This window comes from Nonomuraea fuscirosea, from assembly GCF_003001935.1.
Taxonomy (GTDB): domain Bacteria; phylum Actinomycetota; class Actinomycetes; order Streptosporangiales; family Streptosporangiaceae; genus Nonomuraea; species Nonomuraea fuscirosea.
Genome location: NZ_PVNG01000010.1, coordinates 170,563 through 186,428, shown reverse-complemented (window position 1 = coordinate 186,428; position 15,866 = coordinate 170,563). Strand labels below are relative to the sequence as shown.

At 71.7% G+C, this 15,866-nt stretch carries 14 protein-coding genes; 7 read left to right on the top strand and 7 right to left on the bottom strand.

Going from position 1 to position 15,866, the window contains the following annotated elements:
* Positions 1–17 precede the first annotated feature (17 nt).
* Positions 18–1,070, bottom strand: coding sequence for a helix-turn-helix transcriptional regulator (locus B0I32_RS23810; protein ID WP_106243169.1), 1,053 nt, complete (start codon positions 1,068–1,070; stop codon positions 18–20).
* 128 nt (positions 1,071–1,198) lie between these two features.
* Here B0I32_RS23810 and B0I32_RS23805 point away from each other — a divergent pair, with 128 nt between their 5' ends.
* The 4 genes from B0I32_RS23805 (at position 1,199) to B0I32_RS23790 (ending at position 3,225) form a co-directional block, all read left to right on the top strand.
* A complete protein-coding gene (locus B0I32_RS23805; protein WP_106243168.1) occupies positions 1,199–1,702 on the top strand; it encodes a cupin domain-containing protein in 504 nt (167 codons plus the stop codon).
* Between the two features lie 75 nt (positions 1,703–1,777).
* Positions 1,778–2,227 carry a hypothetical protein gene (locus tag B0I32_RS23800; RefSeq protein ID WP_106243165.1) on the top strand — a complete coding sequence of 150 codons (450 nt, stop codon included), beginning with the start codon at positions 1,778–1,780 and terminating at the stop codon, positions 2,225–2,227.
* Positions 2,224–2,571: a hypothetical protein gene (locus tag B0I32_RS23795; RefSeq protein WP_146178286.1), complete on the top strand. Its 348-nt coding sequence runs from the start codon at positions 2,224–2,226 to the stop codon at positions 2,569–2,571. Before B0I32_RS23800 ends, B0I32_RS23795 begins: the two co-directional genes overlap by 4 nt.
* A 180-nt stretch (positions 2,572–2,751) precedes the next feature.
* Complete coding sequence (locus B0I32_RS23790; RefSeq protein WP_106243161.1) at positions 2,752–3,225, top strand: hypothetical protein; 474 nt, start codon at positions 2,752–2,754, stop codon at positions 3,223–3,225.
* Between the two features lie 20 nt (positions 3,226–3,245).
* On the opposite strand, the gene B0I32_RS57815 is transcribed toward B0I32_RS23790, so the two are convergent.
* Positions 3,246–4,676, bottom strand: coding sequence for a hypothetical protein (locus B0I32_RS57815; protein WP_181307700.1), 1,431 nt, complete (start codon positions 4,674–4,676; stop codon positions 3,246–3,248).
* Positions 4,677–4,924: 248 nt separating this feature from the next.
* Here B0I32_RS57815 and B0I32_RS23780 point away from each other — a divergent pair, with 248 nt between their 5' ends.
* From B0I32_RS23780 to B0I32_RS23770, 3 genes are all read left to right on the top strand, one after another.
* Positions 4,925–6,532: an N-acyl-D-amino-acid deacylase family protein gene (locus B0I32_RS23780; protein ID WP_106243159.1), complete on the top strand. Its 1,608-nt coding sequence runs from the start codon at positions 4,925–4,927 to the stop codon at positions 6,530–6,532.
* A gap of 194 nt (positions 6,533–6,726) precedes the next feature.
* Entirely contained in the window at positions 6,727–7,017 is a 291-nt protein-coding gene (locus B0I32_RS23775) for a hypothetical protein (RefSeq protein ID WP_106243157.1), read from the top strand.
* Positions 7,018–7,079: 62 nt separating this feature from the next.
* A complete protein-coding gene (locus tag B0I32_RS23770; protein ID WP_146178285.1) occupies positions 7,080–7,523 on the top strand; it encodes a hypothetical protein in 444 nt (147 codons plus the stop codon).
* 105 nt (positions 7,524–7,628) lie between these two features.
* Here B0I32_RS23770 and B0I32_RS23765 read toward each other — a convergent pair whose 3' ends face one another.
* The 5 genes from B0I32_RS23765 to B0I32_RS23745 are packed head-to-tail and all read right to left on the bottom strand — an operon-like array spanning position 7,629 to position 15,857.
* Positions 7,629–9,953, bottom strand: a complete 2,325-nt coding sequence (locus B0I32_RS23765) for a hydantoinase B/oxoprolinase family protein (RefSeq protein WP_106243153.1) — start codon at positions 9,951–9,953, stop codon at positions 7,629–7,631.
* An 11-nt stretch (positions 9,954–9,964) separates the two neighbouring features.
* Entirely contained in the window at positions 9,965–12,067 is a 2,103-nt protein-coding gene (locus B0I32_RS23760; protein WP_106243151.1) for a hydantoinase/oxoprolinase family protein, read from the bottom strand.
* Between the two features lie 24 nt (positions 12,068–12,091).
* On the bottom strand, positions 12,092–13,723 hold the full coding sequence (locus B0I32_RS23755; RefSeq protein WP_106243148.1) for an FAD-dependent monooxygenase: 1,632 nt from the start codon (positions 13,721–13,723) through the stop codon (positions 12,092–12,094).
* The gene (locus B0I32_RS23750; protein ID WP_219911984.1) at positions 13,720–14,538 is read right to left on the bottom strand and encodes an alpha/beta fold hydrolase; all 819 of its coding nucleotides are present in this window, start codon (positions 14,536–14,538) and stop codon (positions 13,720–13,722) included. Before B0I32_RS23750 ends, B0I32_RS23755 begins: the two co-directional genes overlap by 4 nt.
* Entirely contained in the window at positions 14,535–15,857 is a 1,323-nt protein-coding gene (locus tag B0I32_RS23745; protein ID WP_219911983.1) for an MFS transporter, read from the bottom strand. The genes B0I32_RS23750 and B0I32_RS23745 overlap by 4 nt, the downstream gene beginning before the upstream one ends.
* Between the last annotated feature and the right edge of the window lie 9 nt (positions 15,858–15,866).

The window sequence follows — 15,866 nt, the reverse complement described above, 5'->3', positions numbered from 1 at the left end:
TGACGAGCCGACGCACGTCAGCGGACGGCCTGGGGCAGGTAGTGCTCGCCGAGGATGTGCGACACGAGCCGGCCCCGGCTCCGTACGCCGACCTTGGCGAAGAGAGATTTGAGGTGGTCCTGCACGGTGCTGGCGGAGATGTGCAGGTCGGCGGCGATCCCGGCGGACGGCATGCCCGCGATCACCCGCTGCAGCACCTCCCGCTCGCGCGGGCTGAGGGCGTAGGCGAGCATCAGCAGTTGCGAGATCTCCGAGGTCGGGGCCACCTGGATGACCACCGAGACGTCCCCTTCGTGGCCGCCGTCGAACGGCGAGCCCCACAACGACAACCACCGGCCGGTACGTGACCGAACCCGGGCATGCGCGGCGGAGCCGTGACCGGCGCGGGCGGCGGCCGCCACCTCGTGCACGGCCATCCGGTGCGGTGACAGGTCGTCCAGCCTCCGGCGGCCGGCCTCGTTGGCCGCCAGCACCCCTCCCCCTCGGTCCACGAGCAGAACTCCGGGACCGCCCGGATCGGTGCTCACCCCCACCGCCGCACCAGGGCGGCACGCGGCGCGCCGGAGCGCCACCGCGACGGGAACGGAGACAGCCTGCACCAGGTCGGCGTCACTCTGGGTGAAGTCGGGTCGTCCGCCGTTGCGGAACAGGGCCACCGCGCCCCAGCACCTGCCGTCGGCCACGAAGACGGCCCGCAGCTCGTGCCGCGCGTCGATAACGGGCAACACCGACCGGAGCCGGTGACTGGCCTCAGGATCCCCGCCGGTGCTCTGGCCGAGGATCGCCACGGTCCGGCTGGACCGGGCCAGCACCGCGAACTTGTCGACGTCCTCGACCAGGTATTCGTTGCGCGCCGCCGGCGCGGCGGCGGCCGAGGGGATGCCGTCGGAGACCTCGTCCGTGATCAGCAGCGTCCACGGATCGATCGTGCCGAAGCAGAACGCGTCCTGGGGGATCACGCGACGCAGCCGGTCGGCGATCCTGGCGCGCAACGCCCGCGAGTCAAGGTCGAGCGAACAGATCGCCACGATGTCGCGTACGGCTTCACGCTGGGTGACAGAAAGCCTCATCTCCCTGTCAGCCTACCGACCGTGCCGGGTGCCGAGATCCCACAATTCTGGGATGCCGGAACCGGGGTCGCCGCCCTTACCGTGGCAGCGGTTCGTGCCCCGCGGCACGTCATGACGAAAGGACCCTTGTGACCATCCCGTACCTGGCCCAGGCCGCTGACCACGAGCAGTTGGAGTGGCTCGGCGGCGGCATCATGCAGATCCTGCTGGACGCCCGGCACACCGGAGGGCAGCTGACGATGTTCCGCACGGCGGCCACCGAGGGCTCCGCCTCACCGGTCCACGTCCACGCCGACGAGGACGAGATCATCGTGCTCCTGTCCGGCAGCGGCGTCTTCTGGGCCGGCGAACACCGCTACGAGCTGTCCGAAGGCGGCGTCGCGTACCTGCCGCGCCGGGTCCCGCACGCGTACCGGCTCACCTCACCGACGGTGGACATGCTGGCCATCAGCACGCCGGCGGGCATGGAGGGCTTCTTCCGCGCCGCCGGCCGGGACCTCTCCCGCCCCAGGCCGGAGGGCTGGTCGATCACCCCGGCCGACCTCGCGGCGGCAGCCGAGGACCACGGCCAGACCATCCTCGGCCCACCCCTCACCACCGACGACATGATCCCCGCCGCCTATCTCACCTAGGGATGGTCTCCCGGACGGAGTCCTGTTCATCATTAGTGTTGCATTAGTGATGCACTCAAAGGGTAATCTGGACGCATGAAGACGTTCCCTTTCAGCGCGCTGGCTCGTGACCGCAACGAGGTCTTCCCCGAGCTCGACGTCGCCGACGTGCTGCTCGAACGTCGAGACGCAGAAAACGTCTGGCTCGTACGCGACGAGCGCTACCAGGCAGCCCGCGCCGCACTCCTCACGCTGGCCCGTTCCATGACCATCGTGGTCCGCTCCAACCGGGTCCTGGCGGAAGAGGCCCTGGCCGAGGACCTTCCGTGGCTCACCTGGCTTCCCGAGCACGAGCGGCTGCAGTGCGTCCGCGAACTTCTCGCCCACCTGCTCGCCGGAGCCGACACCGGGGAGCTCCTGCCCTACGCCCGGGCCCGCCGGTCATGGACGTCCACCGCCCTGGCCTGGAGCGACCCCGAGATCGCCCGCGACCTCACCGATCCCTTCGACGGCAGCGGCGGACAGCCCATCGACGGCGCCGAGTGAGCGGCCGCGGCGAAGAGATCCGCCGACCAACCGGCTGGATCGTACGAGCCGCCAGCGCCAAAGCCTGGAAGGCATGGCCCGAACTACGCTCGCAGGTGCCCGGCAACTGCGACCGATGCTGGCTCGACCTCACAGACGACCCACGCAGGGTCGACGACCGGCAACACCCACTGTCCGGATCGCTGGGCACCGTCAAGCACGACAACCGAAATCTGGAGCAGTGGCAATACGAGGTCACCTCCGGAGGACGCATCTGGTACGCCATCGACGACACCGAAACGACCATCTGGCTCACCAAGGTCGCAGCCGGCCACCCCAAGGCATCCGAACGACGAAACCGCTAATCCGGAGTCAACCACGACATCCGTCCCTCCTCTTCGCACGAGAGAAGCCTGTTCGCACGCGAGCGCGGTTGCACGACGAGGGGGTGTTCGTCTCCTCGAAGATCGTCCGGGAGGGACCTGATCCTCGACCCCACCCTGCATCGGACCACGGCCGAGGAGCAGCGGCGCCTCGACGACCGGTTGGACGACGCGGTCGCCAGGGGTTACGTCGAGCGGGGCTTCGAGGCTTCGACCTGGTGGCGGTCCGTCGCCACCCTGGCGTTCCTCGCCGCGGTCGGGTGCGCGCAGGCGGCCGGCTTCGGCAGGGTCGCGAATTCGCGGCAGGCCCAGGTCATGAGGCGGATCGGCACGGGAACGGACGCGGCGTTCCGGTTGTTCTGCGCCTTCCGGGCCGGTGTCAGTGCCCTGTGTGGCACAGTCCTCGGGGCGGTCCTCGGATGTGCTGCCGGGATAACGCTGCTGTGGCCGCTGACGGTGCGTGGCGGATGGGAGGATCCGGCACGGGTGTCGTTCGAGACTCCCTGGACAGTGGTCGTCGCCGTCGTGGCCGGCATTCCCGTCCTCGCCGCGGTGCTCGGCGCGGTCCTCGCCCGCGAGCGGCCGCACATCCCCGCGCCCCCGGCGGGTCGGCCCTGGGTGCACGAGGTGGGTTGATCAGCGGGCAGGTGTTCTGCTCAGGGTGTCGGGCTCTCCAGGGCCTCGGTCGACGGGCTGGGAGTCGGCGGTGGTTCCGTTGGGGTCGGGGTCGGGGCCGGGGTCGGCGTGATGGTGGGTGTCTCCGTGGGAGTCGGGTCGGTGGGGATCGGGTCGGTCGGGGTCTGGGACGGCGTAGGCGAGGGGGACGCGCAGGGATCGTCCAGGGCGGAGGGTGTGACGGTGTCCGTGGGGGTCTCGATGAAGGTGGTCGGGATCGGGGTGGGCGGGGGTGTGGTGGGTGCGGGTACGCACTTCGGCGGCAGGGTCGGCCGGGTGACGACCGGAGGCAGGACCGGGGCCGGGGCGACCTCGACCAGGCCGCATCCGTGCGTGAGCTCCTGGCCGGCCTTCGTGAACGAGATCTTCGTCAGCTTCGCCCTGGTCACCCCGCGCTGTAGCGACCCGCCGAACGCCACGAACTCCAGTCCGTACTCGCTGGAGTCGGCGACCACCGAGTACGTGGCCCGCACCGTGGTGCCGTTGCTCCGCATCCGCGCCAGCAGCGGCTCGGCCGTCACCGTGAGGAACGTTCCCGCCGACGGCGGCGAGGCCGCGAGCAGCGGGCTGACCAGCATCTCGGGCAGTGCTCGTTCGACCAGTTCGCGGGCGCGCCGGCCCAGGCCGAGCAGCCGGGTGGTGCGCTGCATGGTGTCGCCCGTGACGGTCTCGGTCACCACGGTGAGCTGGCGGGCGCGCAGCTCGCGGTCGAAGAAGAGACTGTAGGAGACGGCCAGGCTGCCGCTCCAGCCCGCGCGCAGGCCGAGCAGCGACGGTCCGTTTCCTGATGATCCCGCCCCGACCGTGCCCCGCCAGGCCCGCGTCACCGCGAACCCCTTATCCGGGTAGAGGATCACCTCGGCGGCGGTCTCGGCCTCGCCGCCCACCTCCACGCCCGCCATCGGCCCCGCGCCCAGGGACGCCGACCCGGCCGCCCTGGCGCTCAGGCCGATCGCCGCGCGATTCCAGCCGTCCGGCGGCACGACCTGGCTCAGGACCTCGCGGGCCGCGCTCGCGGTCGGCCGCTCGTACACGAACGTCGCCGCCGCGCCCGCCGCGATCGAGCCTTCGAGGCCGGGGCCGATCCTGCTGATCCAGGTGCCGCCGTCGAGCCAGGGGGTGAACGCGGGAACGAAACGCGGGCCCGCACTCAGCTTGTACGACAGAGCCGCCGCGTGCGTACGCCTCCCCCGTTCGGGATCCTTGAGCACGGCATAACCCTTTTCCAGCGAGGCGGAGAACGTCAGGATCCCCGCGTCGACCTGGAGCAGACCGCTGGTGACGCGGTTGCTCACCTCGCACTGCCAGGCGAACTCCGCCGGCTGACCAGGACGATCGTCGCCCTCCCCCGTGCAGCCCGTCGGCACCAGGAGCGGCAGAGCTGCCAGCAGAAACCTACCGAGCCGAGCCATCGCCTGACCTCCACCCGCCCCGCACAAATGGCCTTTCTCAGAATGGCCGCTCCCCCGTCCGCCGGTAAAAGGAATATTCGATTCGACGGGCCTTATCCGGTGGCTTCGCCCAGCCGAATTCGCATGAATATCTTTTAGCGACGGAGATGGCGGTCGTGCCGGGCTTCGTCGGTGGCCACCAAAGGTCGGGGGCGGGTTCATCGGATCCGATGAACTGCTGGACCGGGTCGTCGTCGCAGGATGCTGGTATGACGACGACCTTGGTGATCAGCGGTGGCACGGTTCATGACGGCAGCGGCGGCCCCGGCCGGGTGGCCGACGTTCTCGTCGACGGTGATCGGATCACCGCCGTGCGTCCCGGCGCGGGCGCCGCCGGACCGGACGTGCCCGTGCTCGACGCGACCGGGCTGGTGGTCGCGCCTGGCTTCGTGAACGTGCTCAGCCACGCGTACTTCACCCTGGAGCAGGACGGACGCGGCCTGTCCGACCTCTACCAGGGCGTCACCACGCAGATCTTCGGCGAGGGCACCTCGATCGGGCCGCACACCCCGGAGGTGCGGGCGGAGCTCGAAGCGGGCAACGGGCCGGACGATCCGCCGCTGGTGTGGGGCCGCCTGTCGGAGTTCCTCGCCCATCTCGAAGGCAAGGGGGTGGCGCAGAACGTGGCGAGCTTCGTCGGCGCGCACAATCTGCGCATGATCGGGGCGGGCTCGGACGACCGGCCGATGACCGCGGCCGAGCTCTCCCGCGTCCGCGGCGTGCTGGACGAGGAGATGGCCGACGGGGCCCTCGGGGTCGGGTCGGCGCTCATCTATCCGCCGGGCTGCTTCGCCTCCACGGACGAGCTGGTCGCGCTCTGCGAGGTCGTCGCCCGGTACGGCGGCTCGTACATCTCACATCTGCGCAGCGAGGGCGATCACTTCCTGGACGCCGTGGACGAACTGATCACGATCGGCCGCCGGGCCGGGGTGCACGCGGAGATCTATCACCTCAAAGCCGCCGGACGGCACAACTGGCCCACGATGGCGCGGGCCGTCGAACGCGTCGAGGCCGCCCGGTCGGCGGGTCAGCCGGTGACCGCCGACATCTACCCCTATCTCGCCGGGCAGACCCAGCTCGGCTCCTCGATCCCGCCGCACTTCCACGAAGGCGGCCACGAGGCCCTCGCGGCCCGGCTCGCCGACCCGGCCGAACGCGCCCGCATCCGCGAAGGGGTGACGACCCCGTCGGAGCGCTGGGAGAACCTCTTCCTGGCCGCGGGCGGCGCGGACGGCGTCATGCTGCTCCCCGACCCGAACGGGCCGGCGGCGGAGTATCGCGGCCTCAGCCTGCGGCAGGCGGCCGACCGGGACGGCATCGAGCCGGTGGAGACGCTGCTGCGGCTGGTCGAGCGGGAGCCGACCCTGCACGCCATGTACTTCATGATGAGCGAGGAGGTGCTGCGCACCGCGCTGCGCAACCCGTGGGTCTCCGTCGGGTCCGACGCGCCGACCTTCGCCACCGAGGCGCCGTACGCCGACGCGCCCACGCATCCTCGGGCTTATGGGACGTTCGCCCGCATCCTCGGCAGGTACGTGCGCGAGCAGTCCCTGCTGACCCTCGGCGAGGCCGTACGCCGGATGACCAGCCTGCCGGCGGGCAACCTCGGGCTGCGGGATCGCGGCCTGCTCGCGCCGGGCAAGTACGCCGACATCGTGGTGTTCGACCCGGAGACGGTGGGCGACCACGCGACGTACGAGGAGCCGCACCGGTACGCCACCGGTGTCCGGCACGTGGTGGTCAACGGACTGCCGGCGCTCGCGGACGGCGTACCCACCGGAAACCTCCCCGGCCGCGCTCTCCGGCGTGGACGCTGACGACCCGCGGCCCCGATACTGCTACGGAGTAGGAGTCACGCTTCGGAAGGGAATTCATGCGGGCTCAACCACGATTACTCCTGGCCGCTCTATTGGGCGTCGCGATGGCTTCCGTCGGGTGCGGTGTGGGTCGTGTTCCAGCGACTGAGTGTGCCGATACGGCAGCGGCGGAAGTCGCGGGTCTCAGAAGCGCTGTGGACGGATTGCTGCCGCCCGAGGTGGCCCGAACCGTGACCGAGAACAACGGGTGCGATGCGGGGTCCAGCGATGCCTACCTTCTCTTCGAAGCGGGTCGCGCCGTGTCGGGCTACCGGTTGCTGGAGCCGTTTCGCGAGGACGCGTGGGAGGTGCTGGACGCGCCCACCGACCGTTGTTCCTATTGTGTCGCGGGCGTCAGCAAGGCGAGTGCCGGGCGGACGGTGGAGGTCTGGGTTTATGACCGGTCCCCCACCTCGCCCATGGAGGTGGCGGTGCAATCCCGCTGAGCGACTGCGATGAATGCTGACTCCATGGCTTTGCCCGTGAGTGGAGGAGACGGTTGTGGGGAATGGCGGACAGGCTGTGCGGAGAAGGCAGGCGATGCGCCGGCCTGGGACGGTGGCTGCTGGCTGCGGGCATGTTCGTAGGAGGATACGCTCTCGCTCGATCACTCGAACGCGCATTTGTGGACCCCCTGTACGAGCGGACGCTCGCGGGAGAGCCCATTTGGATCGCGGACTCGGCGGGCTTGGCTGTGGCGCGACTCTTCATCGTGGTGGGGATCGGGTTGTTGTCCCGGTTCTCCTCCTACCGGCTGCGCGATTCGCTGCTGGGTCTCATTCCCCTCTATGGCGAGATCCTGCTCATCAAGCTGTGCTGGCGGGCGGTGTTCTTTCCCTATGTGGATTGGGAGCCACGGGAAAGCGAGCGCGACGAACTTGACGCCGCCTCCGGCCGGGCAGGAGGAGGAAGGGTGGTCTGGGTGCGACGGCGGAGTGAGCAACCGGGCTGAGCGGCCCGAGCCGCGGCATGGTGATGCGCGCACAGCTGGGCCGCCCAGTTCAGTGGTCGCGGGCCGGCGTCTCCGCTCCTGCCCCGAGGGCGCGAGCGGGCGACCTCACGTCCAGCTCCGGTACTCGTCGGCGGGCAGGGGATGATCGGTGGGGACGACGCGGGAGTGCACCGCGGTCAGGCAGCCGGGGCAGAACAGTTGCCGGAAGACGACCTCCGCGTCCACGTACTCCCCTGGATCGGGCCAGATGTGCGGCCCCGCCTCCGCCGGGGCCGAGTCGCGGCGGGCCAGGCCCGTGACGAACGCGCCCCCCGACAGGGGCCCGATCCACGTGCCGCAGTGCACGCACACGACGGTTCCGCCGTCCGGTGACGGTGACTCCACGACGGCGAGGTTGTCGTCGAGCCGGCGAGCCGTGGCCAGGTCGGGGGCGCCGATCGGGGTGAGCCGGGTGCCGGACAGACCGGCGTCGGACGCGCGGCGGTGCCGCAGCTTCTCTCGGGTCTCGTCGGTCGCGGCCGGGTCCACGTCGCCGTCCTCGTCGAGCACGACGCCGTAGACCTCTCGCGCCGCCCGCGCCGAGACACGAGCCTGGTGCACGTCCTCGCGGACCTGCCCGGCCGGCCGCAGCAGGGGGTCGCCGTAGCCGCCGCCCGCCTGCCAGTGCAGGTAGAGGGCGTCCCCGGGGCCGAGGGTCGACTCGCCTTCGCAGGGCAGCACCTCGGTCCGGCCGCCGAGCTCGTCCAGGCCGGCCGGGATGGTGGCGGTGTCGGCGAGCTGGGGCACGTCGATGCCGCGTACGACCAGGTCGAGCTGGGAGTTACCGGGGTAGCCGCCGGCCAGGCCGACGTTCTGGTTCGCGACCTTGCCGGTGCCGGAGACGACCAGCGACATCGTCCCCGTCTGGGACGGGTGCTGCACGTAGCAGACCGAGCCGCTCATCCCGCCCCGCTGCCGGCCGGGCCCGCCGGAGTCGGTCTGCTCGCGGCGCCACAGGGCGACGAGGGGGTAGAGGTACTCGGTCATCTCGACGTCAGGGGCCCGGGCGGAGGGGATGATGAGCCGGCCGCCGGTGTCGACGCCGTCGTGGTACACCTGGGCGCCGTAGCCGCCGGCCATGACGTCGAAGATCGGCGAGACGAAGCTCCTGGCGCCCCCGCCGCGCTCGTCGACGCCGGAGACGACGCACAGGTCCGTGGTGCCGTTGCAGATCGACTGTACGTCGCCGCGATGCTCGGGTTCGGCGTCCAGCATCCTGGCCAGCACCTCGGCGACCAGGTTGCCCGCTCCCCACGCCGGCCCGAACGGCCCCTTGCCGACCGCGGCGGGGAAGGACGCGTTGGTGATGGTGTCCTCGTCGGTGATGATCTCGAAGCAGCGCATCAGCCCGCCGGCCGCCCACGGGATGTCCCCGGCCAGCAGGGGCAGCATGGTGAAGACGATCCCGGCTCGTAATCCCGGGTACGGGCAGTTGATGATGCCGGTCTGCCCGGCGGTGCCGCGGAAGTCGAAGACGAGCCGGTCGGCCTCCTTGGTCATGGCGACCTTGATCGCGTGCAGGCCGCGGTCGCCGGTCTGCGACTGTTCCTGGTAGCCGACCGCGGTCCAGGTGCCGTCGGGCAGGGTCTCCAGCTTGGCCCGCAGCCGGCGTTCCGCGTCGTCCATCATCCGGCGCATGACGATCTTGACGGTGTCGGCGCCGTACTTGGCGATGAGCCGCAGGATCTGCTCGGCCGCGTTCTTGTTGGCCGCGATCTTGGCCCGGAGGTCGAGCCCCACCAGGTGCGGCAGCCGGGAGCGCCGCACCCAGGCGTCGGCGACGTCCCGTTGCAGCACCCCGCCGCGCACGACCTTCAGCGGCGGTGTCGGTACGGCCTCGCCGAACACGTCCTGCGCGGACGGGCTGAAGGAGCCGGGCCTGGGCCCGCCCAGGTCCACCTGGTGGGCGATGGCGGTCGTCCAGCCGAACAGCTTGCCCTCGTGGAAGATCGGCGCCAGGATCGCGGCGTCGTTCTGGTGCAGCCCGCCGCCGATCCACGGATCGTTGCAGAGGAACATGTCGCCCTCGGCGATGCCGGGGTTGTCGCTACGGTTGCGCAGCGTCCAGACGATGGCCAGGTCCATCGAGCCGATCAGCCCGATGTTGTACGTCCCCACCTGCACCTGCTCGCCGAGCTCGTCGCAGATGGAGAAGTTGAAGTCGTTGGACTCGGTGACGACGTGCGAGCCCGACATCCGCCGCAGGGTCTCGCCCATCTCCTGGGTGATGGCCCAGAGCCGGTGCCGGACGACCTCGTAGGTGAGGGCGTCGACGTCCCCATCGTCGTCCACCTGGTGCAGCGACAGCGCCGGCGAGATCTGCCGGAGCAGCTCGGCGCGGGGAAGGGGCCTGCTGGTGAACTCGTCCGCCCCGGGGATCCTTGATGCCATGGAACGTGTCCTCACTGGTAGCTCAGCACGAGGTTGCCGAGGCGGTCGACGCGGCCGGTGACGCCGGCGGGGACGACGACCACCGTGGTCGGCACGTCGACGACGGCCGGCCCGACGAGCTCGTGGCCGGCGCGCAGCCGGGCGTAGTCGTAGACGGGGGTGGGCACGAAGCCGAGCCGCGAGTCGAGGCAGACGGAACGTTCCTCGAGGAGCGCTTCGGCGGGGTCGGGGCCGTCTGCCGCGGGGATCTCCGGCAGCGCGACGGGGAAGCCGAGGCCGGCCTTGGCCCGGACGCGGTAGGTGATCGCCTGCACGCCGGCCTCGCGGTAGCCGGCGCCGCTGCCGTTGATGCGCTCGTACTGTGTTTCGAAGCGTTCCAGGATCTCCTCACCGGTGTGCTCGGTGAATAAGGCGTCGGGGACGGCCGTGGCGAGTTCGGTGACCTGCATCGAGTAGCGCAGATCGACCTCGCGCTGCAGCGTCACGTCATGAAATTTCACCTTCTGCTGGTCGAGGCCGCGTTGCAGGTCGGCCTCCAGCCGGGCGAAGTGCGACTCCAGCACCGCGTGATGGACGGGGAACGACGACGGGTCCGACAGCTCGGCGCTCAGCACGACGTCCGAGGCGGCGAGCCCGTACGCGGAGAAGGCGGAGGCGACCGGCCCGAGCGGCACCACGACCTCGCTGACACCCAGGTCCTGGCAGTAGCCGGCGCAGTGGGCGGGTCCCGCTCCGCCGAAGGCGTAGACGACGAAGTCGCGGGGGTCGTGACCTGCCTGCACGACGGCCCGGCGCAGGAGGTCTCCTGCCTGCGCGTTCTGCACCTCGTGGATGGCGATGGCGGCCTCCTCGACGGTGAGGCCGAGCGGCTCCGCCACGTGCTCGCGGATCGCCTCGCGGGCCAGGTCCATCCGCAGCGGCTTGCGCCCGCCGAGCAGCCCGCGCTCGCTCAGGATGCCGAGCACCAGGTTGGCGTCGGTGTTCGTGGGCCGGGTGCCGCCGTTGCCGTAGCAGGCGGGGCCGGGGACGGCCTCCGCGCTCTGCGGGCCGAGCCGCAGGTTGCCGCCCTCGTCCACGGACGCGAGGGCGCCGCCGCCCGAGCCGATGGTGTGCACCCGGATCGTCGCCGCGTTGATCGGGAACTGGTTGACGATCGAGCCCGGCGCCATGACCGGCTCCCCGTCCACGATCAGCCCGGCCAGGAATGTGGTGCCGCCGACGTCGGTGGTGATGACGTTGCGGTGCCCGAGCTGCTCGGCCAGGCGCATGCCGCCGACGACGCCGCCGGACAGGACGGATCCGACCGTGGTGATGGCGTGCTCGGGGGCCCGGTCGGCGGTGATGGTGCCGCCCTCGCTCCGCATGACGAGCAGCGGCCCCTTGAGCCCGCGCTCCTCCAGCTGTCGCTGCAGCGGCAGCAGGTACGTGCGCAGCCGCGGCCCCACCTGGGCGTTCATGATCGTCGTGGAGGTCCTGGCGAACTCGCGGATGCGCGGGCTGACCTCCGAGGAGAGCGTGACGTACATGCCGGGGGCGATCTCGTGGATCAGCTCGCGGACCCGCTGCTCGTGCGCCCCGTTCTTGAACGACCACAGCAGGCAGACGGCGATGGCCTCGACCCCCTGCTCCACCAGGGTGCGGGCGACCTGGCGGACCTCGTCCTCGTCCAGCGGGACCAGGACCGTGCCCGCGTAGTCGATCCGCTCGGTCACTTCGAGCGCCCGGTACTTCGGGATCAGCGGTGCGGGCTTGCGCTGCCGCAGCGTGTCCTGGATCTCGTGGGCCGACCGGCCGAGCGTGCGGCCCTCGGCGTTCATGATGTAGATCGCGTCCCGGTGCCCCTTGGTGGCGATGAGGCCGACGTCGGCCACCTGCCCCTGCACGAGGGCGTTGATCGAGGCCGTGGTGCCGTGGGCGATGTAGTCGGTCTGCGACAGCAGCTCGCCGACGCCGATGCCGAGCTCGTCCGCGAGGTCCTCGATCGCGCGCATGACGCCGGCCTCGCGGTTCGGCGGGGTCGTCGGCGTCTTGGCCGACACGATGCGGCCGGCCCCGTCGGAGGCGACGGCGTCGGTGAACGTGCCGCCCACGTCGATGCCCAGTGCGTATGGCATGTGCGTTTCTCTCCTGGTGATCTTTTACCGCTGGTGGGCCATGACGCGCCCGGTGACCGTGCGCAGGAGCTCGCGGGGGCGGGCGTCCGCGCCGCCCATCCAGGCGACGTGCTGGTCAGGGCGTACGAGCAGCAGCGCGGTGGGATAGCGCTCGGGGTGGTCGCCGGGCAGGTCGGCCACGGTGAAAGGCATCTTGAGGTCGTGAGCGGCCTCGGTCCAGGGGGTGACGTCGAGGGCGGGGTCGGTGCGCAGCAGGGTGAAGCCGCGGCCGAGCACGTCGAGCGCCGACCGGCCGTCGGCCAGCCAGACGTGCGGCAGCCGGAACCCGGGTCTGGCCCGTTCCTGGTAGTCGCCCATGGTGATGGCCGCCTGCTCCGCGCCGCCGACCACGAGGGGCGAGCCCGCGTAGTGGTAGCCGAAGCTGAAGCCGTCGGGTGAGTACCGGTGCGGCTCCGTGATCGCGAGCCGCCCGGCCAGCTCGGCGCGGGCCCGCTCACCTTCAGGGCCCGGCAGGTGGATGTCCGGCGAGACGTCCGCGAACGACTTGCGCGCCGCCGCCCCCACCGCGCCGGCGAACTGCTCCCCCACCGGCTTGCGCTCCTTCTCGTACGCGGTCAGCAGCCCGGGCGGCGCCCACCCGTGGTGCACGGCGGCGAGCATCCAGCCCAGGGTGGCCGCGTCCTGGATGCCGGCGTTCATGCCGAACCCGCCCACGGGGATCCAGATGTGGGCGGCGTCCCCGGCCAGGAACACCCGGCCGTCCTGGTAGCGCTGGGCGACCAGCCGGCGTCCGGTCCAGCGCACGACGCCGAGCACCTCGTGCTCGACCGGACCGCCGACGGCCTCCTCCAGCAGCCGCAGCGGGTCCTCGGCCTCGGTGTCGTGATCGGGCGGGAAGGCGGCGTGGTTGAGCCAGAGCTCGCCGCCGTCGATGGCGATCAGCGCGGCGGGCCGGCGGCCGTAGGTCCAGTACGTCCACGCCCGGTCCTCGGCCGCCAGCCGGCCCAGTTCGGGTGAGCGGACGAAGGTGGACACGAAGCGCTGGATGGCGTCGATGCCCTCGTACCGGATGTCCAGCGCGCGCCGGACGGCGCTGTGTGCCCCGTCGCAGCCGACCACGTACGCGCAGCGGAGGGTGCGGCGGGCTCCGCCGGACTCCACGACCGCTTCCACGTGCTCGTCGTCCTGCCGCAACCCGACCAGCCGGGTGCCGCGGTCGAGGGTGATCAGGGGGTGCCGGCTCGCGTGCCGCTCCAGGATCGGTTCGAGGAACAGCTGCGAGACGCGGTGCTGCGGCTCCGGCGTGGGCCAGCCGTCCCGGCCGGCGCCGGCCAGCACGTCGCCGGCCGACGGCAGGTCGATGCGGAAGATCGGCTCGCCGCGCAGGCTGGTCCGGTACTGGATCGAGGTCGGGTAGTCCTCGGGCAGGCCGGCCCGGCGGATGTCGCCGGCCAGCCCGAGCCGGCGGAAGATCTCCATCGACCGGGCGGAGGTGGTGTTGCACCGGGGGTTGGCGCCGCGCTCCTCCGTGGCCTCCACGACGTGGCACGGCACGCCGCGCTGGGCGAGGTCGATGGCGAGGGTCAGCCCGGTGGGGCCGGCGCCGACGACGAGGACGCCGGCCGGATCGCCGGGGGTGGTGGGTTGCGGTGTCATGCGCTCAGGAACTCCCCTACCAGGGTGCAGAACTCATCCGGCCGGTCGACGTGGATCCAGTGCCCCGCCCCCGCCACCACCTCAAGGCGGCCGTCGGGCAGGGCGGCGGCGAGCCGCTCGGAGACCTCGACCGGTTGGACCCGGTCCCGCTCCCCGTGCAGGGCGAGGACCGGGGTGGCGATAGTACCGGGATCGACGGGCGGCGTCCCGTCCGTGACCTCGGCGAACATCGACCGGAACGCCTCCTCGGCGCCGGGGCGCAGGGCCTGCGCCAGCCGTACGCCGGCCAGGTCGTCGAGGAGGTCGCGGTGCGCGCTCTCGTCGGCGACCAACCGGCCGAGGGTGGCGCGCATGGACGCCCGCGTCGGCTCGTCGTAGAAGGGGACGGTACGCGGCAGCGGGCCCGTGCCGGCGCCGCCCATGAGCACCGCGCGCCCGACCCGGTCCGGCGCGGCGGCGAGCAGGGCCAGCGCCGCGGCGCCGCCCGCGGCCGAGTTGCCGACGACGTGCACGCGGTCGAGACCGTGCTGGTCGAGCAGCATGAGGACCTGCCGGGCGCGGGCCGCCGCCCAGGCCCGCGGTCCCCGGAGGCCGGCCGTGCCGTCGCCGCCGACCTGCGTGCCGAAGCCGAGCAGGTCGGGGGCCAGGCAGCGGAACCGGGCCGAGAGCCTGGTCCGCACCGCCGCCCAGTTGCTCGCGGCGTCCACACCCGGCCCGCCGCCGTGCAGCAGCACGAGCACGGGACCCGCGCCCTCCTCCGGCATCGTGCCGGGGACGGGACCCGGACGGGACCGGCCTGCCTCCTGCGGCGTCATGCTTCGGCCGCCGCGCCCTCGACGGGCCTCGGCTCGGCCGGGGCGTCCCTCGTCGTACGTTCGAACCGGGTGAGCAGGATCGTGGCGACGGCGCCGAGCACGGCCGGGATCGCGAAGACCTGGAACATCGAGCCGGGCGTCCAGCCGGCCTGCAGCAGGAACCCGGCGATCAGCGGCGCCAGCACGGCCCCGAGCCTGCTCACGGCGACGGCCAGGCCGAGCGCCGTCGCGCGGGACTCGGCCGGGTAGAGGTTCGGCACGATCACGTTGATCCCGGACACCGTCCCGTTGAGGAACAGCCCGACCAGCACCGCCACGACCAGCGCGCTCGCCAGCGTGCCGAGCGACACCGAGAAGAGGATGAGCATGAGCGCGCCGGCGACGAAGTACGCCGCGGTCAGCCGGCGCGGCTCGACCCGGGAGGCCAGCACCCCCAGCAGGATCGCACCCGTGACGCCGCCGAGGCTGAACAGCACACCGCCGCTGATCCCCTGCTGGTTGGACATCCCCGCCTCCAGCAGCAGGCCGGGCGTCCACGAACTGGCGAAGTAGAAGATCAGCTGGGCGGCGGTGAAGGCCAGCCAGACCAGCACCGTCCTGACCGCGTTGCGGCCGCGGAACAGCGAGTCGAGCGCCACCTTGCGCGACCTCGTCGGGGACGCGGGCTCCGGCAGGGTCTCGACGGGGGCGCGTCCCATCGACACCAGGATCCGGTTGAACCGCTCCAGCGCGTCGCCGGGGCGGCGGGCGACGAGGTAGTCCATCGACTCGGGCAGAGCACGCAGGCCGACCAGGAAGAGGACGGCGGTGACGACGCTGCCGAAGACGAAGACCGAGCGCCAGCCGTACGAGCCGATCAGCAGGCTGGAGGCGACGCCGGCGATGACCGAGCCGATGCCGTACCCGGTGGTGATCAGCGCGACGACCAGCCCTCTGCGCCGGTTGTTCGCGAATTCCGAGGTGAGCACCGGCAGGCTGGCCGCCATCGCGCCGACCGCCGCGCCCGTCACCAGCCGGGTGGCGAGCAGCTGGCCGAAGTCCTGGGTGAGGGCGGCGGCGAGCATGCCGGCCGAGGCCAGGGCGAGACAGGCGAGGGTGAGCCGGCGGCGGCCGACGCGGTCGGCGAGCGGCGCCAGGAAGAGCGCGCCGATGGCCATGCCGGCCAGCCCGCCGCTCAGCAGGACGCCCACGTCCGAGGAGGACAGGCCCCACTCGCGGGTGATCGTCGGCCCGACGTAGGAGGTCACCAGGAGATCGAACCCGTCCACCAGGTTGATCACGAGGCACAGCGCGACCGCCCTGATCTGGGCGGGACTCATCGGTGAGTT

Bases quoted from the DNA above. Each gene is read 5' to 3' on its own strand.
- B0I32_RS23810 (WP_106243169.1), bottom strand. From the start codon at position 1,070: ATGAGGCTTTCTGTCACCCAGCGTGAAGCCGTACGCGACATCGTGGCG.
- B0I32_RS23800 (WP_106243165.1), top strand. From the start codon at position 1,778: ATGAAGACGTTCCCTTTCAGCGCGCTGGCTCGTGACCGCAACGAGGTC.
- B0I32_RS57815 (WP_181307700.1), bottom strand. From the start codon at position 4,676: ATGGCTCGGCTCGGTAGGTTTCTGCTGGCAGCTCTGCCGCTCCTGGTG.
- B0I32_RS23780 (WP_106243159.1), top strand. From the start codon at position 4,925: ATGACGACGACCTTGGTGATCAGCGGTGGCACGGTTCATGACGGCAGC.
- B0I32_RS23770 (WP_146178285.1), top strand. From the start codon at position 7,080: ATGGCGGACAGGCTGTGCGGAGAAGGCAGGCGATGCGCCGGCCTGGGA.
- B0I32_RS23765 (WP_106243153.1), bottom strand. From the start codon at position 9,953: ATGGCATCAAGGATCCCCGGGGCGGACGAGTTCACCAGCAGGCCCCTT.
- B0I32_RS23760 (WP_106243151.1), bottom strand. From the start codon at position 12,067: ATGCCATACGCACTGGGCATCGACGTGGGCGGCACGTTCACCGACGCC.
- B0I32_RS23755 (WP_106243148.1), bottom strand. From the start codon at position 13,723: ATGACACCGCAACCCACCACCCCCGGCGATCCGGCCGGCGTCCTCGTC.
- B0I32_RS23750 (WP_219911984.1), bottom strand. From the start codon at position 14,538: ATGACGCCGCAGGAGGCAGGCCGGTCCCGTCCGGGTCCCGTCCCCGGC.
- B0I32_RS23745 (WP_219911983.1), bottom strand. From the start codon at position 15,857: ATGAGTCCCGCCCAGATCAGGGCGGTCGCGCTGTGCCTCGTGATCAAC.